This is a genomic window from Aquirhabdus parva (genome assembly GCF_003351745.1).
Taxonomy (GTDB): domain Bacteria; phylum Pseudomonadota; class Gammaproteobacteria; order Pseudomonadales; family Moraxellaceae; genus Aquirhabdus; species Aquirhabdus parva.
The window spans coordinates 644,332-669,599 of record NZ_CP031222.1; the positions used below are offsets into that span (position 1 = coordinate 644,332).

The window sequence follows — 25,268 nt, forward strand, 5'->3', positions numbered from 1 at the left end:
ATGATCATTGAATGAAAATCTAAAATTAATTTTGGCATATTTAAAGGCTATTTCCTATGCGCGTGCTCTTAGCTGCGTTGATAAGGTTGCGTGAGTGCCGTAGGTGCGGTCTGACGTCCAATTAACCCCGCGACAGCCAAGAGCGCCAGTAAATAAGGCAGTACGATCAACAGTGCTGTAGGGACGTGAATATTGAGCAATGGTAACTGAAATTGCAATGAACTCGCCGCGCCGAACAGCAAACAGGCGAGGGTGGTCCGACCAATTTTCCAGTTACCAAAGATAATCGCTGCAATCACCAAAAAGCCGATGCCGTTGGTCATTCCTTCCGTAAAAGTATGGATATCGCCAATCGAGATCAGGCTGCCCGCAGCAGCAGACATGATGCCGGAAAAGAGTACAGCGCCATAACGTATCTTCGCGACAGATAGTCCAGACTGATCGACAGCGCGTGGCGCAGTACCCACTGCATTGATTGCAATGCCGAGCGTGGTATAGCGCAAGATAATTCCTGTCAGGATCAGAATGACCAGACCTAAATACACCAGCCAAACCTGATTGAATATGGTATCGCCAATCAGCGTGCCATGACCCAGACCAAACGGGGTCCATTTATCTAGACCGGGAACGATCATGTTGGAGCGTGCGCCAAAGATCTCACGATAGGCAAGGGTAGTGCCGCCCAATGCGAGGATATTTATACCAATCCCAGTGACAAGTTGGTTGGAGCGCAGCGTGATGCTTAAAAATGCCTGTAAGAGCGATAGAGGAATGATGCCAATCATCGCAATCAGTAAGCCCAGTGTTGGACTGCCCGTGAGCCATGATCCGTAGGCACTGAGAAATGCGCCCGTGAGCATCATGCCTTCCACGCTGGTGTTGAGGACGCCTGATTTCTGGCTGACCAGTTCTCCTGTAGCCGCTAACAGTAATGGTGCCGCCAAGCGTAAAGCTGAGCCTAAAAAGATGGCTGCAAGTTCATAAGTCATCATTTCTTTGCTCCCGAACCACTGAGCCAGATTGAGGTGCCTGCGAGCGTCAGAATGATGACGCCTTGCACCACGAGCACAATGGCAGAAGGCACTTGAGCAACCATTTCCATATTGATACCACCAGATCGCAAGAAGCCGAATAGCAGCGCCGCAATGAATACACCGCTGATTGAACCGCGTGCCAATAAGCCAACGACCATACCGTCAAAGCCATAACCCGAAGAGAATCCAGCTTTCAGAGATTGCTGATCGCCTTGCAGCATCAGCGCACCGGCTAATCCACCAAAGGCCCCGGAGATTGCCAGTGCAATGATGATGGTGGATGCAACCTGCATTCCCGCGCGTTTTGCCGCTTGCGGGTTTAAACCGACCGCGGAGAGCCTAAGACCAAAGCGGCTGTATTTCATGGTTACAAGGAGGATCAGCGCCAGAATAATGGTGATGATGAGACCCAAGTGCAGACCGAATCCACTGCTGATGAAGATATTCGGAATCTGCGTACTGTCAGGGATCGGTAGGGATTCGGGGAGTGCTGCACCATCTGTCATGGGTTGTTTGAGTAAGGCTTCAGACTGCACGCATCCATAGAGTACCCAGACAGCAATGAACGACAGTAAGAGGGTGCTGATGACTTCGTTCGTGCCTACTTTTGCCTTGAGCACGCCAGCGATTGATCCCCACAGCGCGCCGGCGAGCGTTGCTGCAAGCATGGGAATACCATATGACAGTCCATCAGGTAAGTGTGCACAGCCACTGTATAGACTGACTGCGGTGGCGACAATCCCGCCGACCGCAATTTGACCCTCAGCACCGACATTGGTCAGGTTGGCACGGTCTGCCAAGATAAATCCCATCCCCACCAGTGCAAAGACCAAACTGCGATTGATGGAGGCGCCGATCACATACGGAGAGCCCCATGCACCCTCGGCAAAAGCAGTCAACGCAGTTGTAATCGGAACTCCTGCGGTTGCGATAAGTGCCAGTGCGCAGAGCACTGAAAATAGAACTGCACTGGTCAAGATGATTGCAGTGCGGAGTTGGCTGCTCTGTAGCCATAGCGAGTAATAAGCGGTATTCATAGTGTTTGTCCTGCCATCCAAGCCCCGATTTGCTGACGATCCGCCTGCTGTGTAGCACAGGAGCCCATGATTCGACCGCGATAAAAGACAATGATCCTGTCGGCATGAGACAGAATTTCTTCTAGTTCTGATGAAATGAGCAACACACCCACGCCCTGATTTCGTGCTGTTTTCAAGTGGCTATAGACTGCACCTACTGCACCGACATCAAGACCACGCGTTGGATTGGCCGCCAGCAAAAAGACCAACGAATCCAGTGTCAGCTCTCTGGCTAATACGGCTTTTTGCTGATTGCCCCCCGAGAGTCGGCCAAATGCGAGATCGGGACTGGATGCGCGAACATCGAATTGTTTCATGAGCTTCAGCGCGTCTTGACGCATCTTATTGCGCTGCAAGAAACCATAGCGACTATATTGATCCAAGTGGTTGAGGAGGATATTTTCAGTGACGCTCATGGCTGTTATGCAACCTGTTGCGTGTCGATCCTCGGGCACGATACCGATACCCGCTTTTGTGATCTCTTTGGGTTGAGCAGTGGTCATGTCACGACCATTGACATAAAAACGTCCTGAACTGGTGGGCAGCATGCCCGCGAGTATGGCGGCCAGCTCACTTTGTCCATTGCCTTCTACGCCAGCAATCGCGACGATTTCACCTGTGTTGACAATGAAGGTGCAATTATCCAGTCGTGTAATGCCTTGCGCATCTTGGTAGCTCAGACCATTCACTTGCAGTATTTCGTCGCTGAGTGGTCGGCTATTGGGTGTGGCGACAGGCAAAGGCATCGCATGGGGTAGTAATGCCGTTGGTGTTTGCAATGCAGAATCGTCATCGGATTGGATCATGGCTCTGACTAATTGCTTTAAATCTTGCGCGGGGTTTTCAGAGCGCGCGACGATCCGCCCACCGCGTAATACCGTTGCCCGAGCTGCAATGGCACGAATTTCTGCGAGTTTGTGCGTCACCAAAATCACGGCACAGCCTCGCTCGGCTACCCGCTTGCAGATTTCAAGCAGTGCTTCAATTTCAGCAGGCAGAAGTACAGCGGTTGGTTCATCCAAAATCAACAGCTGTGGATTACGGATCAGACATTTGACGATTTCTACGCGTTGCCGCTGTCCTACGGAGAGTTCGGCCACTTGTGCAAAAAGATCCAGCTCAAAACCCAGATCGACTAACAGGTCTGCGATTCGCTGGGCGTGTTTTTTACGATCCAGCCAGCCACGCACCTGTCCCAGCAGCAAGTTATCCAGTACGGTGGTATTTTCGACCAAGGAAAAGTGCTGGTGCACCATCGCCACACCACGATTGAGCGCATCCTTAGGGTTACTCGGGAGGTAAGGTGCCCCATTCAGTGTCATGTCTCCGCCATCGGCAGAGATCACACCAAAGATGACATTGCATAAGGTCGATTTTCCTGCACCGTTCTCACCCAGCAAGCAATGGATCTCACCTGCGTGAATCTCTAAAGAGAGGTCATTCAGCGCTTGGAATGAACCGAAAAACTTATTGATCGATCGCAAGGCAAGCACCGGTTCTGCTTGCAGGGGCGAGGACGTTGTATCCGAGGACAGCATCACCATTACCCCTCTGAGACTTTGATCTTACCGCTCAAGATATCCTGTTCGATCTGAGTGATCTTTTTATCCATATCAGGCGTCGATTTACAGATTTTCATTCCTGAAGCTTTTGGACCCATGGCTAAACCAAATGCCTTATAGCCCGGCTGCCATGTGCCTTTAGACAATTGTTCAATCGCATATTGCACTTGATAGCCGACACCAGTGATGGTGTAGGCCAGATAGAGTGGATTGGTGCCGCAGCGGTCTGTGTAGCTACCAATAATGTGGGTGTTTTTTTCTTTTGCCGCTTGCTCTAAACCTTTTAGACCTAGATTCAGAATATGGTAATGAATGTCAGCGCCTTGTGAGATTGCGGCAAGGGTTGCTTCGTGTGCTTTCGAGACGTTATCAAAATCACCTGTAAAGGTACTCATTTCCTCAATCTTCGGATTGATATAGTGCGCACCATTGGCAAATTCTTTGCCGGCATTGACGATAGAAGGAATCTCCATACCACCGACATAACTGATTTTGCCGGTTTTGGTCAGCATTGCTGCTGCGGCGCCTGCAACAAATGCTATTTGCGCTTGTTTTACATCATATCCCGCGACATTACTGGGCATATTGGGGATCTGATTACCGCCGACGATAGAAAATTTCACCTGTGGGAAACGTTTGGCGACTTTCAGAATAGCCGCTTGTGTTTGCCCACCAATGCCGATGACCAATTGATTCTTAATCGCCAGATTGGTGAGAGCCTGCTCCATATCGGCATAGTTGATGTTTTCGATCAATTGCGTTTTAAGCTGCGGACCAAAGGCTTTCTGTGCCGTGGTCACACCGCTGTAACCCGACTCCATCCAGCCGCCATCTGCTTTAGAGCCGGGCAGCAGGACGCCGACTTGCATCTGTGGGGCGGCCATTGCAGACATGGAGGACATTACCAAGAGTGTTGCAGTGGCCAACCGCCATGAGATATGAGCAGCAGGATGTACGATGTTTGAAACTGTTTTTTCTAAATGTGACATGTTGATTCCCCGATAATCATTTAAGTAAGTAAGTGTTTCATTACTTAAAAAGCAAATTGGATGCCAAGTCGACAGAGAGCGTGGCAGCGTGGTTTTTAACTGCTGATTAAATTCAGTTTTCAGATTTATTCTTAAGGCCGATACCGCTGTATGACGTGTAGCAGTGGAGTGATTTTGGCATGCATAAACGTATTGTTCGTGAATCTGCAGCGCTAAATGCACCAGATTGAGAGGTGAATGCACCGCGGCTGTGCATGTGCGCATCATCAGTGAGGAAGTCGGTCTCATAAGCCAATCGCCAGGCCGTTGCTGCGTGGGTCGTGTGCACCTGTCAGTGTATGGTCTGCGTCAATCCGAATGACACCCGGATGGCCTGCGAGTTGGCTTTGTGCCGGGATCGCACTGACTTCATGGCCGCGTGCAGTCAACTCAGCAAATACGCTACGGCCAGCATCTTCTTCTAGCTTGAGTGCATCTCGGGTGTCAGAGAAGGTCTTGCCCAGCAAAAAACGTGGACGAGCGAGCGCGGTATAAGGATCCATCTGATAATCAATGAGTCGGGTCAGGATTGCAGCTAGTGTTTGTGGCTGGCCATCCGCACCTTGTGTCCCAAACAGCAGATGCGGGCGACCTTCTTTGAGATACATGCCCGGATTTAATGTATGAAATGGTCGTTTACCAGATTGCAGGGCATTATGATGCAGAGGGTCGGTGCTAAATGATGCGCCGCGATTGTGCCAAAGAATTCCTGTATCTCCAGCAACGATGCCGCTCCCCCAGTCAAAATAAATGGTTTGCAGTAAGCTGACACAGCGGCCTTCTTGATCGCAGACCCCAATAAAAGCAGTGTCGCCATGTTTAAACACTTCTGGCCAAGCGCGTGCATGCTGTAAGTGAATAGATTGTGCATGGGCATCAAGAACGGCAGAAGACAGCATGTGATCAATCGGCACTGATTTATAGTCAGGGTCACAGACCAGACGGTCTCGATCACGAAACGCACATTTCACCGCTTCCACAAGCAAGTGGTAGTAGTCGGCACTGCCTTCGGCAATGGTACTCATGTCGAATCGGTCCAAAATGCCCATGATCTGTAGTGTAGTGACCCCTTGCGTGGGTGGGCGCAAACTCACGAGCTCTCCATCACGATAAGCAACACGTAAGGGGGACTCGACTCGAGCGTGGGTATGGACCAGATCAGCCAATCTGATGGGGGAGCCTGCTTGCTCTAGTCCCGATGCAATATCCGCTGCAAGGTCGCCTTCATAAAATTCCCGGGCTCCATATTGAGCAATGCACTCAAGACTTCTCGCTAATTGAGGCTGAGCAAAGTGCTCGCCTATGCTTAATAGACCGCCGCCTGGTGCAAAAGTTTCTGAAAAACCGGATAAATCACGTAATACGTTGCCCCGCAGTCTCTGCCAGAAATGCTGAGACTCAGTTACGGGAAAACCCACCGACGCATACTCAATGGCACGATTAAAAAGTGACGGCCATGATTGCTGGCCGCGCCACTGCGTCTTGCTGATTTGATAGGCCTGATCCCAGCTATCGACAGCTGCGGCTGTGGTTAAAGCTGATCTGGCACCGCGTTGGGGAATCGCCCCAGAGAAATCAGGCAATTGCACTGCGGCTTGTCCAATCCCTGATATGGTTTGAACTGCACCGGACTGGTCACTAATGACCCAAAACGCATCGCCACCTAAACCATTAAAGTGGGGATAGGTCACGCTGAGTGCTGTAGCAACAGCGATTGCGGCTTCAATCGCATTGCCACCTGCTTTGAGTACTTCAAGGCCTGCAGCGCTTGCCAATGTATGTGGACTGGTGACCATCGCTTTCGTTGATGTCGCAAGTTGACTGCTATATAGGCTCATTCCTGAGAGCTCCAAATGTCATGTTGGCACTTATCTTGCTTAGAATTAGTAAGTAAGTAGTTCATTACTTAAGTTAGCAAGATTAATGCCAGATCATGAGATGGTCAGTATGCTGAAAGAAAAGCAAGATCACCGGTCATTTAATTGATTTGACAGGGTAAATCTTTAAAGTTTTGAAAATCGGGGGATTGATATGACTGATAAAGCAATACAGAGCGAAGTAGGACAGTTGGGGCGTTGCACCAAAACGAGCTGGCGCGCCAGTGCGCATAGCGTGGATATGGTTGCACCCATTCATACGCCTAAAGTCATGCAACTACACAGTGCACCACAACAGCTCAGGATTGATCTTAAGCAAACGGCCTTGATCATCGTGGATATGCAAAATGACTTTTGCAGTGCAGACGGCTGGGTCGACCATATCGGTGGTAATTATGCGATCGATCGTACACCCATCGCACCATTGCAGAGCATCTTGCCTGAGCTTCGCCGTCAAGAGGTTCCGATTATTTGGCTGAATTGGGGTAACCGCCCTGATCTTGCCAATATGCCGGCTAACCAGCATCACCTTTATAAGCCGACTGGGCATGGCATTGGTTTAGGCGAGGCTTTGCCAAAGCATGGTGCGCACGTTCTTGAGAAGGACTCGTGGGCTGCAGGAATTGTTGATGAGCTAGAGGTGAACCCACAGGACATCCTCGTCGATAAATATCGAATCAGTGGTTTTTGGGATACCGAGTTGGACAGCATTTTACGCAATCTGGCGATACGCACCATTTTGTTTGCGGGGGTGAATACTGATCAATGCGTTTTGCATACCTTGTCGGATGCCAATTTCTTGGGTTATGGCTGTGTCCTGCTTGAGGATTGCTGCGCTACATCTTCCCCTGATTTTTGTCGTGATGCCGCGATTTGGAATGTCAAAAAATGCTTTGGCTTTGTCTCTGATTCAACGCATCTCCTCGCGGGATTGGCACAAGTTGCTTCCGATGAGGAGGCAATATGAGTGCCTTTATGCCAGGGCCTTTGATCGAGGTTAGAGCCACTACCTCGGGGCCGCTGTCTGATCTGAGATTCGCGGTCAAAGACCTGATCGACATCCAGGGTGTGACAACAGGAGGGGGAAATCCAACGTGGTTAAGCACCCATGATGCTGCAAAAGAGCACGCGCCATGTGTTCAAGCGTTGCTAGACGCGGGCGCATCCGTTTACGGCAAGACCATTACGGATGAGTTGGCCTATAGTTTGGAGGGGGAAAATGTCCATTACGGCACCCCCTTTAATCCTCAATGGCCATGGGCGCTGCCCGGTGGCTCATCCAGTGGTTCTGCATCGGCAGTTGCCAGTGGTGAGGTGGACTTTGCTTTGGGAACCGACACGGGGGGATCTGTCCGTGTTCCCGCGGCATTTTGCGGGATATGGGGATTTAGGCCGACTCACAATGCAGTTTCTTTAGCAGGAGTGCTTCCTTTCGCTCCTTGCTTTGATACGGTCGGTTGGTTTGCATCATCTGGCGACGTGTTGGCGCGGGTGGCTGATGTCTTGCTACCAGAAGCGATCCATGCACCTTCAACTCTACCTTTACGATTACTTGAGGAAGCCTTTGCGATTCGCGCGAGGCACGAGCCTGATGATGCTTACCGTTTGCAGCAGATTGCAAATACGCTTGGAGTCATAGAGTCCATCAGCGTCTTTGATGATCAATCTGAAGCATGGCTGCGCTGCTATCAACATCTGCAAGATCATGACATCCAGACGACTCTGGGAGATTGGATTCGAGAGAGTAAACCACTGTTTGGAGCAGCAATCGCTGAGCGGTTTGCGCGTATCGAGAGCGTCGACTCCGCACAGCTTGCGGATTCGCGCATACGGAAAGAATCGCTTTGTCAATACATTCAGCAAATCGTTGATACCAGTTATTTGGTTTTTCCCACCACGCCTTATGCGCTTTTACCTAAAGACGCTAATGCCGATCTGTTAAGCGATTTCTACTACCACGCATTGACGATCAATGCATTGGCTGCTATTGGCGGCTTACCTCAAATCACGATACCAATCCAAAGTGATGCACAACGACCACTGGCACTTTCTATTTTGGGGGCGCGGGGCAGTGATCGGCAATTAATTGCTTTAGCAAGAGAGCTATTCAGAAGCCATCAGGGTTTGAATTCGGTATCTCTTTAGCCCAAGCAGGGTGGCTAGCCTACAAGAGATGCTGAATCGCATGCTGATCGTGGCTATGCCGAATCTAGATGAACAGTTTGAATAGGGAGGAATATCGTCCAGTCCATTAATGAAGACGAGTTATCGGGTCGAGTGTAAATGTAGTTATTGATGATTTATTTATTTTTTTCCGGGGGAATTTACGATGTTATTACAATCAATACAGTTATTGATGAAACGGGGACCCATGTTGGGGGCATTGATCGGCGGGGTAGCTACTGCCGTGCTATGCAGTAGTACCGCACAGGCAGCAGAATGGAGTGATACCTCACTGGGCTGGCGTTATGGAACCATGTTTGCTGAGCCCTATGATAACAAGCCCGATGGCAGTCGTCAGGATATCAGCAAAAATATCATTTCACTGACCCATAGCAGTGGATATGCCTATGGCACTAATTTCTTTAACGTGGATTTATTGCTGTCAGATAGTAAGGATCCCGGCAAGGGAACGACGGACGGTGCGCAAGAGGCCTATGTGGTCTATCGCAATACAGTGGACTTCAGCAAAGTCTTTAAAAAAGATCTCAGCCTAGGGCCAGCAAGAAGTTTTGGCATGGAAGGGGGCTTTGATTTTAATAGCAAGAATGACAGTTATAGCTCCAAAAAGCGTCTTTTCGTGGTTGGTCCAACCATGATGATGGATGTGCCCGGCTATTTAAATATCAGCGTGCTTGCACTGTTTGAAAGTAATAATCCCGATGGCATTGCCAAACGCTATGAATATAAAGCACATCCAGAATTAGAAGTTGTTTGGGGACTTCCTGTATTTTCCCTGCCGCTGTCTTTTGAGGGCTATGGACTTTTTATCGCACCGAAGGGAAAAAATGAGTTTGGTCAATCAACGGCACCCGAGACTCATCTGGATATGCAATTGATGTACGACCTCAGCTCTGATCTTGGAATCGCGAAAAAAACCTTACGTGTTGGTGCTGAGTACGAATATTGGCATAACAAATTTGGTAATCCAGAGTCACAAGCCGGGAAAGGTGCTACCGCCAGCACGCCCATGGTTCGCGTCGAATACCACTTTTAAATATTGACCCTTCTAAGTCTGATCACTCCTTTTTCATTTGAAAGAGGAGTAATAGATTCAAGTTTGCTTACATCACCTGAGTTTATGAAATGATGCGTCGTCCAAGATTCTTGCCCGATAATTTTACGCTGATGCTGATTGCTTCTGTCGCACTTGCCAGTCTGTTGCCTTGTCGCGGGCAGGTTGCGATAGATTTTAATCTACTGACCAATATCGCAATCAGTCTATTGTTTTTTTTGCATGGTGCGAAACTATCTCGCGAAGCAGCGTTAGCAGGATTCACGCATTGGCGGCTTCATCTTATGGTTTTAGCAGCTACTTTTGCGGTCTTTCCTCTTTTGGGACTCCTCTTAAAACCTGTACTAGGCTTACTTGTGACGCCCGCGCTTTATCTTGGGGTTTTATACATCTGTGTGTTGCCATCCACGGTGCAATCCTCTATTGCGTTTACCTCGGTTGCCCATGGCAATATTCCTGCTGCGGTATGCAGCGCATCTGCATCAAGCCTGATCGGTATTTTCATTACACCTATTTTGGTCGGCATGATGATCATGCAACATGACGGAAGCGCTGGTTATGATGCGGGTCATGCGGTCTTACAAATTGTGATCTTGCTCTTGATTCCTTTTTTAGCGGGGCAGGTGTTGCGCCGCTGGATATTTTCTTGGATTCAACGGCATCCGAAGTTGGTCAAGGTGGTTGATCAAGGCTCCATCCTGCTCGTGGTTTATACTGCCTTTAGTGAAGCGGTTATTGAGGGGTTATGGCATCAATTACCCATCCCTGCATTACTCGGTGTGCTGGTGATATGCGCAATTTTATTGGCGATCATGATGCTCTTGACGACCTATGCCAGCCGCTGGCTCGGTTTTGATAAAGCGGATGAAATCACCATCGTTTTTTGTGGATCTAAGAAAAGTTTGGCAAGTGGGATTCCGATGGCCAAAGTTCTATTTTTAGGTCACCCGATTGGGCTACTGGTTCTGCCGTTAATGTTGTTTCACCAACTGCAATTGATGGTCTGTGCAGTATTGGCCCAGCGCTATGCCGGTCGGATTAAATCTGATCGGACATCATGACGTGTAAGTCACCTTATCACGATAAGCTAAATGGTTGATATCGCCTAGGCTGCACGGATGTGGCCTTGTCAAAGTTACCCCCAATGCCTGCGGGTAAGGGTGTGGATAAGTTTGAGTGGAACACGTGGAACGTTTGATGTTACTGATAATTCTATAACTGTATGTTTTATCTGCAATCTCCTTTTTTGGGGTAATCCTAGGCGGGATTGGTTTAGCGCGGAGTCAATTGATTGTGGTAGTGCTTTGCCCTCGTGCTCTACACCAAATCTCCATATTCTAGAAAACAAAAGTTACGATTCAAGTGCTTGGAATATGGCAATATCTTGAGTTTAGTCCTCACAGAGTGCACATGATGTCAGACGTACAAATTTCCATTGATCTAAAATCCTGTATTGATCATAAAGTTTCACCTGCTGCGTTTGAACAAAAACTGAAATCTGCAATTCCAGCAATCGGTTTTACCGTAGAGATCGTTGATCATCCGACACATTCGAACGTATTAGGTATTCATCCAGTGGGTTGTTCTGAACTTGCGTTCTCATCTGAAAAACCGAATCTGCCTAAGCACGAAATCTATGAAATTATTACCAGCGTGTTTAATAACCTGAAGCAATAAATTTTTAATGAGATGTATTTGAATTAGAAAAGCCCAGATCGTGAGAGATGGGCTTTTTATTTGCGGGCATGATGAACCTTGCGGTAATCTGAGTTACCCCCAATGCTTGCGGGTAATGGTGTGGATAACTTGGAGTGGAACGCGTGGAACTCATAGAACCATTAGGAATTTTTTAGATGTGCATTATCTAACCAATTTGGTATAACTCGTCTTTTTGTATATAAAACAATTTTTCACATGTAATCTCACCAGCAGTTCGATTATGCTCGCTATATAGGAGCGGGATATGGATACGAGAAAAAAATTCCCACGCGTTTCAGATATTGTTCTGATTATTTTTCTAATCGCCTTTACCATCGGCGTTCTCTATAAGTGTACGCATCATCCCCATCATTTGGTGACCTTGAAATTCCAGACGCTAGATGAATGCTTGATCGGGGTTCGTGCTAGCGCCGGTGAAGATTTGGAAATCGCGTCTTCCAATGCTAATGGGGTCTCCGGTCATTTGACGGTGAGCAAACGCAGTTTTGGTTGCAGTCCGCAGATTCAAGGCGCACCCAATCTTGGCTATCAGGGCTGGTATCAAAAAGCACCGACATTGGAAGAGCGTCTGATTTCTGATTAAAGTGGATTGAGTGAGTAGAGTTTTTTGAGTATGCAGAATCTTGAGCTTCATTTACTCGACCCCAGCGACGCTGATAATTTGCTGGCTTTTGAACGCTCTAATCGTGCCTATTTTGAACGTTTAATTAACGCCCGATCTCCAGACTATTATCATATCGACACGGTTCGAGATTCGATTCATGAGTCTCTACAATTACGTGCCCTTGATTTGGCTTATCACTATGTGGCCAAAGTCAGTGGTGAGATCGTCGCTCGCGTTAATCTCACTCAGATTGCAAGGGATTATTATAATAAAGCGGTATTAGGCTATCGCGTTGCTGAGTCTATGACCGGTAAAGGGGTGGCATCAAAGGCGATTGAACTTGTTTTAACCGAGGCTTTTGATACATTAAATCTATGGCGGGTCGAAGCGGTGGTCCGTGAGCCTAATGTGGCTTCCATCCGGGTATTACAGAAAAATCATTTTTTGCAATATGGTCGTTCGCAGCAGGCAATGTCTCTTCATGGCGTTTGGTGTGACTTAATCCATTTTGAGTGCTTCTCACCAAAAGGTGCTCACCTGAATGCTGAGCCACACTGAGCGCTAAGGATTAAGTATCTTTAAGCAGCTTTTGCAATCGCTTTACCTCATCTTCTAGTGCTTCGATACGTTGATCGCGTTCGGTGAGAATGCGTTGTACATCTTTGGCTTCAAATCGTTGTGGGATGTGTTGTGGGCAGTTGGCATCCCATGCTTTGACCTTGAATAAAATGACCTGCTCCGGCCGCGCTTTATAATTGATCGGCATGAGCTTCGTTAGCAATTCTGGATCATCTTCGATCACGACTGCCTCACCCCAGATTTTAATCCGTTGACGATGTTGATAGTCCATTAAAAATAAATGCGCTTGAGGATTTTCTTGCAGATTGCCCATCGTAATAAATTGCCGATTTCCGGCAAAATCGGCAAAACCAATGGTCTCTTCATCAAGTACATGGAGGAATCCCGCGGGCCCACCGCGATGCTGAATATAAGGTTGTCCTTGAGCGCTAGCCGTTGCCATGAAGATGCTGGTCTGGGCTTCGATGAATGCTTTCAGGTCTGAGGTGATGCGAGTCTCCCACGAGCCAGATTGCTCCATGCGTGCGTAGCTTTGCCGTGATCCTTTTGCTGTTTGTATAGCTTTGATGGTTGGTGTGAAGGCGATATCACTGGAAAAGTCCATAGCTCAAATACTCTCTATTAAAGCCCTAAATCACTTAAGCCTGCGTGATCATCTGGGCGGCGCCCTGCTGTCCAAAAGAACTTGCGTTCACGCTCCAGAATGGGCAGATCATTAATGCTGGCGATGCGTAGACGCATTAATCCCTGCTCATCAAATTCCCAGTTTTCATTGCCATAGCTGCGGAACCATTGACCGTGCTCATCGTGCCATTCATAGGCAAACCGTACGGCTATACGATTTTCATGAAAGGCCCAGAGTTCTTTGATCAAACGATAATCCTGTTCCCTATTCCATTTGTCAGTGAGGAAAGCCTCAATCGCTTCTCGACCTTGTAAGAATGTCGATCGATTGCGCCATTGGCTGTTGGGTGTATAGGCCAATGCAACGCGTGCTGGATTTTTGGAGTTCCAGCCGTCTTCCGCCATGCGCACTTTCTGTGCCGCTGTTTCTTGTGTAAACGGCGGGAATGGCGGGCGAGGTGCCTCTAGACTAGGGTTCATTGAAGTCTCCATGGATGAAACTGAGTGGGAAAATATGATGAGTTTTACTGTTTGAGTCAGGGACTACAATTATCGTAATTGATCTATTTTGTATATAGAATGATTATCAGAAATAAAACACTATTTCAATAATTGGAATAATATGGATAAACTTCATCTGATCACCGTGTTTGTGAGTGTTGTGAATACCAACAGTTTTGCGGGTGCAGCACGCAAGCTCAATATCTCTCCACCTGCGGTGACTCGTGCTATCAATGAACTTGAACGCCAGCTCGGACTGGCCTTGTTGACTCGAACGACTCGCATTGTCCGCCTAACCGATGCCGGTGCGAGATATGTCGTGGATTGTCGGCGGATCTTGTCTGAGATAGCCGATGCTGATGATTCGGTAACGGGGATGCACGCCGCACCGCGTGGACGTTTGACGATTACGGCACCTGTTTTGTTCGGTAATCTGTTTGTGACATCTATAGTCACTGAATATTTAAGTCATTACCCCGAGGTCAGCGCATCTTGTTTTTTTCTGGATCGGGTCGTGAATATGTTGGATGAGGGTGTGGATGTCGCGATTCGGATCGGTGAGCTTCCTGACTCTTCCATGCAGGCGATTCGTGTAGGGCAAGTCCGTCGTGTGATTTGTGCCGCGCCAAGCTATCTTAAGCAGTACGGCATGCCAAAAAGTGCGGACGATCTCCAGCAGCATACGATTATTTCATCCAGCGGGGTGTCGTCCGCACTGGATCGACAGTGGCAGTTGATGCAGGAGGGGGAGGTTTTTTCAGTCAAAATCAGGGCGCGATTAACAACGACAACCAATGATTCTGCAATAACAGCCGCTGTAAGTGGATTTGGCTTAACGCGCTTACTTTCCTATCAAGTCGAAGAACATATTCGTGCTGGGCAATTGCAAGAAGTCTTGAGTCATTTAGAGCCAACACCACTACCAGTTCATGTGGTTCACCACGAAGGGCGGCATGCGTCGCAGCGCGTGCGTGCATTTATTGATTTAGCGGTTGCGCGGTTAAGGGCAAACCCTGCGATAGAGTAGACCCATTAGCATTCACAGCAGGCGTCTACATGCATGCCCAATCTGAACGAGGATTAAGTGGAATTGATTTATTAAATCGGAATAGACTGTCACCTTTGGTCGGAATTTTATCTAGTTTGTTTATTTTTTGTGTGACAATTCATCTTGTCAATTTTCGAGATGAAAAGTTGGCAGGCAAAAAAATAAGACTAACGTGATAAAAGGATGATCTATGAAAAATCGTATTCTAACGCCATTGCTATTGACCGGAGGTTTACTCATTTCTGGGTGGGCTTCAGCAACAGTCGCAACTTATCAATTTTGTAGTACCGATGGCTGCCGCACAGGTGGTAGTGCAACGGTGACTTCAGACTATGCCAAGACAAAATATCCGATCGTTTTTGCACATGGTATGGCTGGATTTTCATCTGCGGGTCCACTTCAATACTGGTATGGTATATCGCCTGATTTGGTGGCTAATGGTGCGAATGTTTTTGTCACTCAAGAAGCGTCATTTAATTCATCGGAAGTGCGCGGTGAACAATTACTGAATCAAGTACAGCAGATTCTGGCGATCACGGGTGCCGCCAAGGTCAATCTCATCGGCCATAGCCATGGCAGTCATTCGATTCGTTATGTTGCGGGTTTGATTCCTAATCAAGTGGCTTCCGCGACCGCAGTGGGTGGACCGAACAAAGGTTCACCTGTCGCCGATGTGATTTATAACTTGAGCAAGATTCCCGTTGTCGGTTCAACCATTCTTGCGCCAGTAATCTCGGCAGGTGTGAATGCCTTCTTCTCATTGGTTGGGATTTCATCAGGTCATTATTATGATCAGGATTCTTTGGCGGGTTTGAATTCCCTGACCACAGCGGGTTCTGCTGCGTTCACCGCGAATTTCCCAGCTGGGATGCCGACTTCTTCATGTGGCGAAGGTGCCTATGTCGCCAATGGTGTGCGTTATTACTCATGGGGCGGTACGAGCAAACTGACCAACGTGCTTGATCCATTAGACGCGGCGCTGGTCTTAACGGGCGCGCTGATCCCAGGGGATAGTGATGGTCTTGTTCCACGCTGTTCTAGCCACCTTGGGCAAGTGATTCGTGATAATTATGCGCAGAACCATCTGGATGAAGTGAATCAGACTTTGGGTTTGGTCAATATTTTTGCTGGAAGTCCTGTAACTTTATATCGTCAACAAGCCAACCGTTTGAAGGTTGCGGGCTTGTAACGCGCTACTGAAACAAAAAGGGAGTCTGTGGACTCCTTTTTTATGCCGCTTAAGTCCAATTTCATCCCGTCAAAAGCACGGATATGCTGCTTTTAATTCCTCATTTTATCGCTATACTCAAAGCATACCACGATTAAAAAGATTAACACGCGACATAATTGATGAGATTATCAACGAGTGAGAGGGCGCGATGAAGGACGTTATTCAGCCATCAGGCCAAGGTGAATCAAACACATTACAAGAACAAGCACTTCAGCAACTGGCTTCGGAATTACGTCGTCCTCCACAGAGTTTGTCCGCGTTCTCCCATCTATCGACAGAGCAATTGACTTGGCTCAGTACGCAAGTTGCCAAGGTCTGTGCACATGAGGATGAAAAACTCAACAAGGCACTACATCAGGCAATCCCTTGGTTACTGCGTCCCTTCCTTTTGCGACGATTCGTGAAGAGTCCAGCAAGTCGGAGGTCGTCATGAGTCTTCTTGCAGCCCAAGCCGAACTCCATAAACTCGCCGACAAACTTGATGTTCCGGTGGATGAGATTCGCTTTCTGACAGACATCCCACCTGAAGCATTACGCCACTTAAGAACAGCGCTCACGGATCGTGTCTTTGATCAGCAACGTCCATTATTCCGCTGGTTTGCGGCATGGGTACGCTGGTTTCCGGTTTTACTTTCGGTTCTCTTAGTGCGTTTTTGGATAGGGGCAACCCTTGCCACACGGGTAGCGAGTGAGTTGCCTGCTTGGCGCGTTGCTGATATCGCCAAGCATCTCTCGGCAGAGTTTATGGCCGATGTGGCGATGGGCTTTGATCCTCGAGTCGCACGAGAGCTCGTTCGTTTATTACCTGTTGCCCAGATTGTTGAAATTTCTGAAGTCTTGCTGAAACGTCGTGACTTTATGACGATGGGTCGGTTTGTGGGGCTCCTGCCAGATAAAGTTGTGCGTGAAGTCGCGGCTTCGATTGAGGACGAAGGCGATTTACTGGAAATCGTTTTTAATGTCGAATCCCGTGAGCGCATCGACCACTTGGTCCATGTGTTGCCTCCAGAGCGGATTCGGCTGACGATTTTGATTGTCTGTGATGTTTCGAAGCGTTTGCTTTGGCCTAAGCTCTTGGCTCTAGTGACCAATGTCAGCGATAGTATGAAACGTGAGCTGGGCGATTTTGCCGCCAGTCAAGGTGAGGATGTATTGGAAGCCATTATTCGTGCAGCCGATGAGGATGGCTTATGGGAGGACATATTACCTGTTGTTGCGTGTTTATCATTACCGGTTCAGCAGCGTGTTGTGAATCTACCGGCATTGCATGCCCCATTGGTGATGCAACATATTCTGGATGCTGCCAATCGTGAAGAGCTATGGACGGATATGTTGACGCTCGCCGCCAACATGAATGATGCGGGCCGTGATGCGGTCGCCGATGCGATGACACGGGTTGATGACTCTGTACTCGAGCGTGTGGCTTATGCTGCTTTGCTGCGCGCGCAGTGGGGGACTGCATTGGATGTGGTGCGCCGTTTGCCTGTTGAGTGGCATGAGCGTTGTGTGCAAGTCTTGGCAAAATATACGGATACCTTAGATCCTGAGACCGCCAATCAGATTCGATCTGATCTTGCCCTATATGGCATTACCCAGCCTGTAAGCCAGCTTGCATAGTCCCTAAGGCTTGATTAGCGAGGCAACGTGTCACGGATGGGAGTCAGGAGTTCCAGTCCATACTGATAGCCTCGTTCAATAAGCTCATCCAAGCGATGCCAATCAAACATCCCGATATCAGCTATCGGCATCCGTAAATAAATATCCGCATTAGAAATCGATGACATTTGGATCGTGGTGTCACTGGCCAGTGTTGCGGTGCGCATCAGAATCTCAGACAGGCTGGGCGCGCGTTTGGTGCCTTTCCAGTTTAAAAGTGCCATTTGATCGGGTTCTTCTTCACCCGCACCCGGTGCACGGATATCCCCATTCATACTGACATTACTGGCGATAATAATGCCGCGCTCCAAGTTGCGCATCACATCGGTGGGCAGGTTGTTTACGACACCGCCATCACACAGCAAATCTCCATGCCATGCGACAGGTGGTGCGACACCCGGTACACTCATGCTGGTGCCGACCCATGTGGCCAGAGTGCCACGATCATGGATCATCGGGTTGCCGGTCGTGAGGTTGGTCGAAATACAATAAAATGTACGGCGTAATTCTTCAATACGGCGATGACCAAATACCGACATCAGGCGTTTATGGAAACGTGCCCCTCGAATTAAAGACACTTTGGGGACGGTATAGTCGTTAAGATAATTCCGTGCAACAAAGGTTTCATGAGCAATATGACTCATCTCGACACTATCAAAACCACAGGCGACCAAGGCAGAGACAAATGCACCCATACTGGTACCACCCACGATATCGACAGGGATCTGGAGCTGCTCCAGCGCGCGAATGAGTCCGATATGAGCAAATCCTCTGGCGCCGCCACCGCCTAAGACGAGCCCCACGCCTTGTCCTGAAATTTGCCGCGCTAATGCGCTGATATCGGCATTTGCCCATGGATGAACAAAGTAGTGTGCGCGTGCCCCCGTTTCTTCGCGCCATGCGAGTGTATGCGGGGAGGGATCACCTTCTGATCTCAGCAGCACCAATTCAATGGGTGCAATCAACCCACTGCGATGCAGTGCATCAAGCACAGGGACATTTTCTGGTAGTCGTGTTGCTTCGGCCAGAATCAGGATACGATCGGCTTGGTGTAAGCAGCGCAATGACCAAGGATCGCGATCGTTGTCTGCCGCATAGAGAACATAATGATGACGTTCTTCTAAGGATGCTAACCACTCTCGAAGGTGGAGATCGTTGGCACTTTCATCAAGTGGTGTTTGTGCAACGCCATCACCAAAGATAGAGTCGACATGAGCTGCGGTGATGAGGCGAGTTTCAGGCCAGCCATCTAGATGCTCGACTAAGGCTTCGGCAAGTTGAATCGCGGATACTCCAGACGATGCGGGAATGACCGCCAACGTCCCGCCAAAATCTCGTTTTTTAGAGGCTTTAGGGTTGTTGTTCTGATTATAAAAATGACGACTGCGATTAATGACGAGGCGGGTTAGATCGAGCAGTGAGGCAGCATTGACCTGAATGAAATTCAAGAACTCAGACGCTCCAAAACGCAATAATAAGCTGTCCCGTACAGCATGAACCGATGTATTACGTACTTCACCGACGATCACATCCATTTCCCCAATCGGCTGGTGTCGCCCCACATAACCTAACATGACATCCAAGAGACTAACGCGTAGCCGACCATGCAACACCACATAAAAATAAAGAGAAGGATCTCCCTTTAGATAAAGTGCATCACCAGTATTGAGCTGGAGTGGCTCAGCGCAGTGCGCGAGTGACTGTAATGCGGTATCTGAAAGTTTAGCAAAGATAGAAACTTGCTCGAGCGCAGCAAGGATATTGATTGGCTTATGCGGGATTTTAAAGTCTACGGTCATGATGGGCGTCTCCAAGCGCAGATAGGGCGTAGAGTCCTTTGAATTATTATTTTGCCTGCGATCTTAGAGGATAAAAGCCGTTTCATCTTCCTCACCTGCGCTCATTGTATTCATTCATAGAGTGTGTTGCTTATGCAGTAAAGTCAATATCATTTAGCATGGTTTCACTTCTGCTTATGGATCGAAAAGTGAGTCGGGCAGGAGCTTAATGATGAATAGTTAGAGTACATTTCTTTATTCATTTAAAATATAAACAAGTTAATTTTTATTGTTTCTTTAAATAAGCAAACAGGATTAGCATATCTATTATCAAGGCTAAAGCGCATTTTTACTGTTTTATAAGAACGACTAAAACAGGGTGTACTGCTTTAAATCCCATGTTTTAAGTGATGGAGTAAATGAACATGAATGCATCCGTATCTAAAGAAATTCAACAAGCACAAGAACAATTACACACATCATCAAATTCCGAACATCAGGCAGACACCACTTTAACTGCTGTGCAAATTCAAGACATTCTTGATCGTGCTAAACAATATGCGATTGATGAAGAATTAGACTTTGCTGGTGGTGTGCCGCCTAAAGATGCATGGGCACTGGTGAGTGCCGGGGCCGCTGTATTGGTTGATGTGCGTTCAAACGAAGAGCGTAAATTTGTTGGTCATGTGCCGGCAGGTGAGCATGTCGCTTGGGCAACTGGAACATCATTGAATCGTAACCCACGCTTTGTGAAAGAACTGGAAATCAAACTTAAGAATAATAAGGATCAGGTCGTTGTCCTATTGTGCCGCAGTGGTAAACGTTCAGCACTAGCTGCTGAAGCAGCCACGAAAGCGGGCTTCACTCAAGTTTATAATATTCTTGAAGGATTTGAAGGGGAGCTGAATGAACAGCAACAACGCGGTGATCTTGGAGGCTGGCGTCATGCAGCCTTGCCTTGGGTGCAAGATTAATCTTTCTACTGAAGATCGTTCAAATCGAGAATAACTTCTTACAAAATAGGACTGCTGACCAACAACAGTCCTATAAATATTATTTCTAATGGCGCATTCTTTCAGTTAATGTAGACCATATCTCAAATTAGATGCTTGCCTCGTCGGGCTTAGAAGTTGTAACAGGAGTTCGCACCATGAGCCAGCCAGTCGTGCCAGCCGCCAATCAATCCCATCAGTTTTCTACAAGCACAACATCTACCAAGGCAAATGCTGATACGCCACATTGGCCATTGGAACGCATTGTCAGTGAACTCCGTGCTGAGCGTGCACGCTGGCGTGAGTCACAAAAGCGTACACGCGAGTTTGGCGGGCGCGAGTTGCCTTCTAGAGAAACACTGCGTGAGATTGTGGAAGCTTTAAGCGGTGCGCTTTTCCCGATGCGACTGGGGCCTGCTGACCTCCGTCAGGAAGGGGAAGACTACTATATCGGTTATACGCTGGATTCCGCACTTAACGCATTACATGAACAAGTGCGTTTAGCCCTCTATTATGAAGCCCGCTATCGGGCATCCGCGACACAGGCGGATAGTCATGCAGAGCCAGCAACTTCGGTCATTGAACAACATGCCGTTGAAATCGTACGTGCTTTTTCTTTGGCACTCCCTAAAGTCCGTCGTTTGCTTGACAGTGATGTGCAGGCTGCCTATGACGGTGACCCTGCAGCGCGGAGTGTGGATGAGGTGTTGCTCTGCTATCCCGGCGTGCTTGCCATTATTTATTACCGTCTTGCGCATGAATTATATACGCAGGGTGTACCGCTGCTTGCTCGGATTATCTCAGAGCTGGCCCATTCGACAACGGGTATTGATATTCATCCTGGTGCCAAAATTGAAGCGGGTTTCTTTATTGATCATGGTACGGGTGTTGTGATTGGTGAAACTGCGGTAATAGGTCAACACGTACGTTTATATCAAGCTGTCACTTTAGGTGCAAAGCGTTTTGAAGTGGCCGAAGATGGTACTTTGCAGAAAGACTATGCACGTCATCCGATTGTTGAGGATGATGTGATTATTTATGCGGGTGCGACCATTCTTGGACGGATTACCATCGGCAAAGGCTCGACAGTTGGCGGGAATGTCTGGTTGACACGTAGCGTTCCCCCAAACAGCCATATCACCCAACAAGACGCATCGCATCAAAAAGTTTGATGCGCTGTGATCAAAGCGTCATACATTTTGAGTATATGTAAGGCAAGAATTATTGAAACGACTTTTGCTCAAAGTGAGTGGGTTAGCGTTTATATTCCTTTATGAAGAAATGGTTTGTTTTTGGTTAATTTTAAATCAAAGGCATTATAAGTATTCTTGAATTTGAATAGCTTATCTGTTTTTTATATAAGTTATTCATATTTTGTGATGAAGGATTTTTCCGTTAGGCTAGAGCCGATCTAAAAAATTTAGTTTTCTATTTGGTTTGTTTGAGACGCGTCGTTTGTTATAACGTTTTTAATCACAGGAGCCAGTCATGGCGAAGAATCAGGATTTACCACACGCACAGGCGCTTGGCGATAATGCAGCCCGCCAGCTTGCCAATGCAACCAAAACAGCCCCGCAACTATCCACGATCACGCCACGTTGGCTAGTGCATTTGCTGCAATGGTTACCTGTTGAAGCAGGTATCTATCGCGTTAACCGTGTCAGCAATGCAGATGATATCCAAATTGCCTGTACTCAGCGCGATGAGTCACAATTACCGCAAACGTTTGTGGATTATGACACCACGCCGCGTGAATACTTCTTGAATGGTGTTTCGACTGTTCTTGATGTCCACACCCGCGTATCCGATTTGTACAGCAGCCCACATGATCAAATTCGTGAACAACTGCGCTTGACGATTGAAACCATCAAAGAACGTCAAGAAAGCGAGTTGATCAACAACCCAGAATACGGTCTATTGGCAAGTGTTGCTGACTCTCAACGCATTTCAACCTTAACCGGCGCACCAACACCAGATGATCTTGATGATTTGATTGGTAAAGTATGGAAAGAGCCTGGTTTCTTCTTAGCGCATCCTGCTGCAATCACTGCATTTGGCCGTGAATGTACCCGTCGCGGTGTACCACCACCAACAGTTAGCTTGTTCGGCTCACAGTTCATTACTTGGCGCGGTCTACCATTAATTCCATCGGATAAAATCCCTGTGGAAGATGGCAAAACCAAAATTCTGCTGATTCGTGTGGGTGAGAAGCGTCAAGGTGTAGTCGGTCTGTTCCAACCTGGCTTAGCCGGCGAACAAGCACCAGGCTTATCTGTGCGTTTTATGGGAATTAACCGAAGTGCAATCGCATCCTATTTGATTTCGCTGTATTGCTCGCTGGCGGTGCTGACTGAAGATGCGTTGGCGGTTCTCGAAGACGTGGAGATTGGCAAATATCATGACTACTCAGACAAGTACAAGTAATAGCGTGACAGGACTCTCTCCTGAAACAGCTGGCTTGCCTGATGAAGCAACATTGAGTCGAATCGCTAGTGCGCTTTTTCAGGCGTTACCCGGCGAGAAACCCAATTTTGATTTGCCTGCAAGTCCGCCGCAACCCGCCGATCCATTTTTGGCTCTAGGCGGTCGTGCACCTGCGCTTGCAACAGGTCGTGCATTGAATCCTGAAATTCCGCACAATGTGCCGAATCTACCGGATTCACCTGAGAAAAAAACGGCTTCATTGCCTGGTGTAGGGGGGGCGAATTATCCGCAAGTCCCTTATTCACCAGTCACCCCTGAGATTGCAACCTTGACGCCAACGCTGCCGGTATTGGCAGGTTCACCGTCTCCAAGTGTTGCAGGTAATGATTCACCGTTTTATTTTTTGCAAGGTTCTGGCGCAAGTCATGCACCTCAACCGGTTGATCCTGCACTTGCGTTGGGTGGTCGTGCACCCGCTGTGGCAACATCGCAGGGTTTAAATCCAGCAATACCGCACAGCGTTCCGACTGATTTGGATGCGCCTGAGCAAAAAACGGAGTCTTTACCTGTCGTCGGTGGTGCTAGCTTGCCATCTGCACCAGCTAAAGTCCCTGCACCCGTTGCAACATCAGATGTAACGTCATTGACACCCAGTGTGCCAAGCGTTCCAGCCAATGTTGCAAGTGCAGCGCCAAGCTCTGCTTTTGGTCGTGCACCTGATACGAGTGCGGCTTCTTCACCGTTTTATTTTGTGAATGAAGGTGGAGCACCTGTACCAACGTCTCCAACTGCACCTGCAACGGATATCCCTGATGAAGCACTCTTTGCGCAATCATTTGGGTTACCTGGTGCCGATGCGCTAAAAGCGTTGCTTGCAGGCAGTACGTCTAATCGCGCCGCACCAAGTGCCGCACCCACCCCAAGTCCATCAGGTTTCTACTTCCTTGATGTACCGAGTGCGGGTTCAGCATGGCAAGATAAACCAACGAACATTGTGCCAGTCAGTAGTGCGCATCAACCTTTTGATGTGCAATCGGTACGTCGGGATTTTCCAATCCTGCAAGAGCGTGTTAATGGTCGTCCATTGGTCTGGTTTGATAATGCCGCGACCACGCATAAGCCGAAGTCAGTGATTGAGCGCGTGTCCTATTTTTATGAACACGAAAACTCAAACATCCACCGTGCTGCGCATGAATTGGCAGCACGTGCGACCGATGCATATGAACATGCACGTAAAACGATTGCGCGTTTCTTGGGTGCGAAGTCTGAGAGCGAGATTATTTTCGTTCGTGGTACCACAGAAGCAATCAATTTGGTTGCGAAAACGTGGGGTGTACAGAATATTGGTGCTGGTGATGAAATCATCGTATCTAATCTGGAACATCACGCCAATATCGTGCCTTGGTTTCAATTGGCCAAGCAAGTGGGTGCCAAGCTGCGTGTGATCCCTGTGGATGACAGCGGTCAAATTCGTCTTGATGAGTATCGTAAGTTGCTCAATGATCGAACCAAAATTGTCTCGATTACCCAAGTTTCTAATGCGTTGGGTACGGTCACACCAGTCGCAGAAGTGATTGCTTTGGCTCATCAGGTCGGCGCGAAAGTGCTGGTCGATGGTGCACAGTCTGTGGCACATCTCCGTGTTGATGTACAGGCGCTGGATGCAGACTTTTTTGTGTTTTCTGGCCATAAAATCTTTGGCCCGACAGGGATTGGTGTTGTTTACGGCAAGGCGGACTTGCTGGAAAAAATGCCTCCTTGGCAGGGCGGTGGAAATATGATCCAAGACGTAACCTTTGAGCAAATCATTTTTCAACCTGCACCGAACAAGTTTGAAGCAGGCACGGGGAATATTGCTGATGCGGTTGGTCTGGGGGCAGCGATTGAATATGTCGAAAGCCTCGGCTTAGATAATATTGCCCGTTACGAGCATGATTTGCTTGAATACGGTCAGCATGGTCTAAGCAGTGTTTCGGGCTTACGCTTGATTGGTACTGCACGTGAGAAAGCCAGTGTCATGTCTTTCACACTGGAAGGCTATGAGAATGAAGAAGTTGGCAAGGCATTGAATAAAGAAGGTATCGCGGTTCGTACCGGACATCACTGTGCTCAACCGATTCTCAGACGTTTTGGGGTTGAGACCACAGTTCGTCCTTCACTTGCGTTTTATAACACGACGGAAGAGATTGACTTACTGGTTTCAATTTTGCATCAGCTACGTCGTGCACGAAGCATTCGTCGATAACAGTTTGTAAAATCGACTAGTGTAAAAAAGCCACTAAGCATTCGCTCAGTGGCTT

23 protein-coding genes are annotated in these 25,268 nt (G+C 48.1%); 15 read left to right on the forward strand and 8 right to left on the reverse strand.

The window, feature by feature from the left end; genetic code table 11:
- Positions 1-68 precede the first annotated feature (68 nt).
- From HYN46_RS02895 to HYN46_RS02915, 5 genes are all read right to left on the reverse strand, one after another.
- Complete coding sequence (locus HYN46_RS02895) at positions 69-992, reverse strand: ABC transporter permease (protein WP_210009321.1); 924 nt, start codon at positions 990-992, stop codon at positions 69-71.
- The gene (locus tag HYN46_RS02900) at positions 989-2,071 is read right to left on the reverse strand and encodes an ABC transporter permease (protein WP_114898026.1); all 1,083 of its coding nucleotides are present in this window, start codon (positions 2,069-2,071) and stop codon (positions 989-991) included. Before HYN46_RS02900 ends, HYN46_RS02895 begins: the two co-directional genes overlap by 4 nt.
- Complete coding sequence (locus HYN46_RS02905; RefSeq protein ID WP_114900548.1) at positions 2,068-3,648, reverse strand: ABC transporter ATP-binding protein; 1,581 nt, start codon at positions 3,646-3,648, stop codon at positions 2,068-2,070. Before HYN46_RS02905 ends, HYN46_RS02900 begins: the two co-directional genes overlap by 4 nt.
- Before the next feature lie 5 nt (positions 3,649-3,653).
- The gene (locus HYN46_RS02910; protein ID WP_114900549.1) at positions 3,654-4,661 is read right to left on the reverse strand and encodes a BMP family protein; all 1,008 of its coding nucleotides are present in this window, start codon (positions 4,659-4,661) and stop codon (positions 3,654-3,656) included.
- A gap of 284 nt (positions 4,662-4,945) precedes the next feature.
- Positions 4,946-6,538 carry a gamma-glutamyltransferase family protein gene (locus HYN46_RS02915; protein WP_210009323.1) on the reverse strand — a complete coding sequence of 531 codons (1,593 nt, stop codon included), beginning with the start codon at positions 6,536-6,538 and terminating at the stop codon, positions 4,946-4,948.
- A 193-nt stretch (positions 6,539-6,731) separates the two neighbouring features.
- Here HYN46_RS02915 and HYN46_RS02920 point away from each other — a divergent pair, with 193 nt between their 5' ends.
- The 7 genes from HYN46_RS02920 (at position 6,732) to HYN46_RS02950 (ending at position 12,693) form a co-directional block, all read left to right on the forward strand.
- The gene (locus HYN46_RS02920) at positions 6,732-7,544 is read left to right on the forward strand and encodes a cysteine hydrolase (protein WP_114898027.1); all 813 of its coding nucleotides are present in this window, start codon (positions 6,732-6,734) and stop codon (positions 7,542-7,544) included.
- Positions 7,541-8,722: an amidase gene (locus HYN46_RS02925; RefSeq protein WP_114898028.1), complete on the forward strand. Its 1,182-nt coding sequence runs from the start codon at positions 7,541-7,543 to the stop codon at positions 8,720-8,722. The genes HYN46_RS02920 and HYN46_RS02925 overlap by 4 nt, the downstream gene beginning before the upstream one ends.
- 184 nt (positions 8,723-8,906) lie before the next feature.
- A complete protein-coding gene (locus HYN46_RS02930) occupies positions 8,907-9,794 on the forward strand; it encodes an outer envelope protein (protein ID WP_228254869.1) in 888 nt (295 codons plus the stop codon).
- Positions 9,795-9,886: 92 nt separating this feature from the next.
- Positions 9,887-10,873, forward strand: coding sequence for a bile acid:sodium symporter family protein (locus HYN46_RS02935; protein ID WP_114900552.1), 987 nt, complete (start codon positions 9,887-9,889; stop codon positions 10,871-10,873).
- A gap of 349 nt (positions 10,874-11,222) precedes the next feature.
- Positions 11,223-11,489, forward strand: a complete 267-nt coding sequence (locus HYN46_RS02940) for a hypothetical protein (protein WP_162818072.1) — start codon at positions 11,223-11,225, stop codon at positions 11,487-11,489.
- A gap of 286 nt (positions 11,490-11,775) precedes the next feature.
- A complete protein-coding gene (locus HYN46_RS02945; RefSeq protein WP_114898030.1) occupies positions 11,776-12,114 on the forward strand; it encodes a hypothetical protein in 339 nt (112 codons plus the stop codon).
- Between the two features lie 30 nt (positions 12,115-12,144).
- The gene (locus tag HYN46_RS02950) at positions 12,145-12,693 is read left to right on the forward strand and encodes a GNAT family N-acetyltransferase (RefSeq protein WP_114898031.1); all 549 of its coding nucleotides are present in this window, start codon (positions 12,145-12,147) and stop codon (positions 12,691-12,693) included.
- A gap of 10 nt (positions 12,694-12,703) precedes the next feature.
- On the opposite strand, the gene HYN46_RS02955 is transcribed toward HYN46_RS02950, so the two are convergent.
- Positions 12,704-13,318: a pyridoxamine 5'-phosphate oxidase family protein gene (locus tag HYN46_RS02955; protein ID WP_114898032.1), complete on the reverse strand. Its 615-nt coding sequence runs from the start codon at positions 13,316-13,318 to the stop codon at positions 12,704-12,706.
- 17 nt (positions 13,319-13,335) lie between these two features.
- Positions 13,336-13,818 carry a nuclear transport factor 2 family protein gene (locus HYN46_RS02960; RefSeq protein ID WP_114898033.1) on the reverse strand — a complete coding sequence of 161 codons (483 nt, stop codon included), beginning with the start codon at positions 13,816-13,818 and terminating at the stop codon, positions 13,336-13,338.
- Between the two features lie 142 nt (positions 13,819-13,960).
- Between HYN46_RS02960 and HYN46_RS02965 the strand changes: the two genes are divergently transcribed.
- The 4 genes from HYN46_RS02965 (at position 13,961) to HYN46_RS02980 (ending at position 17,735) form a co-directional block, all read left to right on the forward strand.
- Complete coding sequence (locus tag HYN46_RS02965; RefSeq protein WP_114898034.1) at positions 13,961-14,866, forward strand: LysR family transcriptional regulator; 906 nt, start codon at positions 13,961-13,963, stop codon at positions 14,864-14,866.
- A gap of 211 nt (positions 14,867-15,077) precedes the next feature.
- A complete protein-coding gene (locus HYN46_RS02970) occupies positions 15,078-16,076 on the forward strand; it encodes a lipase family alpha/beta hydrolase (protein ID WP_114898035.1) in 999 nt (332 codons plus the stop codon).
- A 190-nt stretch (positions 16,077-16,266) separates the two neighbouring features.
- On the forward strand, positions 16,267-16,551 hold the full coding sequence (locus HYN46_RS02975) for a hypothetical protein (protein ID WP_114898036.1): 285 nt from the start codon (positions 16,267-16,269) through the stop codon (positions 16,549-16,551).
- Positions 16,548-17,735, forward strand: coding sequence for a hypothetical protein (locus HYN46_RS02980; RefSeq protein WP_114898037.1), 1,188 nt, complete (start codon positions 16,548-16,550; stop codon positions 17,733-17,735). Before HYN46_RS02975 ends, HYN46_RS02980 begins: the two co-directional genes overlap by 4 nt.
- A gap of 14 nt (positions 17,736-17,749) precedes the next feature.
- Here HYN46_RS02980 and HYN46_RS02985 read toward each other — a convergent pair whose 3' ends face one another.
- Complete coding sequence (locus HYN46_RS02985) at positions 17,750-19,540, reverse strand: patatin-like phospholipase family protein (protein WP_114900553.1); 1,791 nt, start codon at positions 19,538-19,540, stop codon at positions 17,750-17,752.
- 437 nt (positions 19,541-19,977) lie between these two features.
- Between HYN46_RS02985 and HYN46_RS02990 the strand changes: the two genes are divergently transcribed.
- The 4 genes from HYN46_RS02990 (at position 19,978) to HYN46_RS03005 (ending at position 25,213) form a co-directional block, all read left to right on the forward strand.
- Complete coding sequence (locus HYN46_RS02990) at positions 19,978-20,526, forward strand: rhodanese-like domain-containing protein (RefSeq protein ID WP_114898038.1); 549 nt, start codon at positions 19,978-19,980, stop codon at positions 20,524-20,526.
- A gap of 176 nt (positions 20,527-20,702) precedes the next feature.
- On the forward strand, positions 20,703-21,716 hold the full coding sequence (gene epsC / locus HYN46_RS02995) for a serine O-acetyltransferase EpsC (protein ID WP_114898039.1): 1,014 nt from the start codon (positions 20,703-20,705) through the stop codon (positions 21,714-21,716).
- 316 nt (positions 21,717-22,032) lie between these two features.
- The gene (locus HYN46_RS03000) at positions 22,033-22,968 is read left to right on the forward strand and encodes a family 2A encapsulin nanocompartment shell protein (protein ID WP_114898040.1); all 936 of its coding nucleotides are present in this window, start codon (positions 22,033-22,035) and stop codon (positions 22,966-22,968) included.
- Complete coding sequence (locus HYN46_RS03005; RefSeq protein ID WP_114898041.1) at positions 22,943-25,213, forward strand: family 2A encapsulin nanocompartment cargo protein cysteine desulfurase; 2,271 nt, start codon at positions 22,943-22,945, stop codon at positions 25,211-25,213. The genes HYN46_RS03000 and HYN46_RS03005 overlap by 26 nt, the downstream gene beginning before the upstream one ends.
- The last annotated feature ends 55 nt before the right edge of the window (positions 25,214-25,268 follow it).

What these genes read in the sequence shown, in the direction of transcription:
- HYN46_RS02965 (WP_114898034.1), top strand. Translation starts at nt 13,961, where the DNA reads ATGGATAAACTTCATCTGATCACCGTGTTTGTGAGTGTTGTGAATACC.
- HYN46_RS02895 (WP_210009321.1), bottom strand. Translation starts at nt 992, where the DNA reads ATGATGACTTATGAACTTGCAGCCATCTTTTTAGGCTCAGCTTTACGC.
- HYN46_RS02970 (WP_114898035.1), top strand. Translation starts at nt 15,078, where the DNA reads ATGAAAAATCGTATTCTAACGCCATTGCTATTGACCGGAGGTTTACTC.
- HYN46_RS02945 (WP_114898030.1), top strand. Translation starts at nt 11,776, where the DNA reads ATGGATACGAGAAAAAAATTCCCACGCGTTTCAGATATTGTTCTGATT.
- HYN46_RS02905 (WP_114900548.1), bottom strand. Translation starts at nt 3,648, where the DNA reads ATGCTGTCCTCGGATACAACGTCCTCGCCCCTGCAAGCAGAACCGGTG.
- HYN46_RS02955 (WP_114898032.1), bottom strand. Translation starts at nt 13,318, where the DNA reads ATGGACTTTTCCAGTGATATCGCCTTCACACCAACCATCAAAGCTATA.
- HYN46_RS02925 (WP_114898028.1), top strand. Translation starts at nt 7,541, where the DNA reads ATGAGTGCCTTTATGCCAGGGCCTTTGATCGAGGTTAGAGCCACTACC.
- HYN46_RS02960 (WP_114898033.1), bottom strand. Translation starts at nt 13,818, where the DNA reads ATGAACCCTAGTCTAGAGGCACCTCGCCCGCCATTCCCGCCGTTTACA.
- HYN46_RS02900 (WP_114898026.1), bottom strand. Translation starts at nt 2,071, where the DNA reads ATGAATACCGCTTATTACTCGCTATGGCTACAGAGCAGCCAACTCCGC.
- HYN46_RS02930 (WP_228254869.1), top strand. Translation starts at nt 8,907, where the DNA reads ATGTTATTACAATCAATACAGTTATTGATGAAACGGGGACCCATGTTG.
- HYN46_RS02980 (WP_114898037.1), top strand. Translation starts at nt 16,548, where the DNA reads ATGAGTCTTCTTGCAGCCCAAGCCGAACTCCATAAACTCGCCGACAAA.
- HYN46_RS03005 (WP_114898041.1), top strand. Translation starts at nt 22,943, where the DNA reads ATGACTACTCAGACAAGTACAAGTAATAGCGTGACAGGACTCTCTCCT.
- HYN46_RS02910 (WP_114900549.1), bottom strand. Translation starts at nt 4,661, where the DNA reads ATGTCACATTTAGAAAAAACAGTTTCAAACATCGTACATCCTGCTGCT.
- HYN46_RS02975 (WP_114898036.1), top strand. Translation starts at nt 16,267, where the DNA reads ATGAAGGACGTTATTCAGCCATCAGGCCAAGGTGAATCAAACACATTA.
- HYN46_RS02950 (WP_114898031.1), top strand. Translation starts at nt 12,145, where the DNA reads ATGCAGAATCTTGAGCTTCATTTACTCGACCCCAGCGACGCTGATAAT.
- HYN46_RS03000 (WP_114898040.1), top strand. Translation starts at nt 22,033, where the DNA reads ATGGCGAAGAATCAGGATTTACCACACGCACAGGCGCTTGGCGATAAT.
- HYN46_RS02935 (WP_114900552.1), top strand. Translation starts at nt 9,887, where the DNA reads ATGCGTCGTCCAAGATTCTTGCCCGATAATTTTACGCTGATGCTGATT.
- HYN46_RS02940 (WP_162818072.1), top strand. Translation starts at nt 11,223, where the DNA reads ATGATGTCAGACGTACAAATTTCCATTGATCTAAAATCCTGTATTGAT.
- HYN46_RS02990 (WP_114898038.1), top strand. Translation starts at nt 19,978, where the DNA reads ATGAATGCATCCGTATCTAAAGAAATTCAACAAGCACAAGAACAATTA.
- HYN46_RS02920 (WP_114898027.1), top strand. Translation starts at nt 6,732, where the DNA reads ATGACTGATAAAGCAATACAGAGCGAAGTAGGACAGTTGGGGCGTTGC.
- epsC (WP_114898039.1), top strand. Translation starts at nt 20,703, where the DNA reads ATGAGCCAGCCAGTCGTGCCAGCCGCCAATCAATCCCATCAGTTTTCT.
- HYN46_RS02915 (WP_210009323.1), bottom strand. Translation starts at nt 6,538, where the DNA reads ATGAGCCTATATAGCAGTCAACTTGCGACATCAACGAAAGCGATGGTC.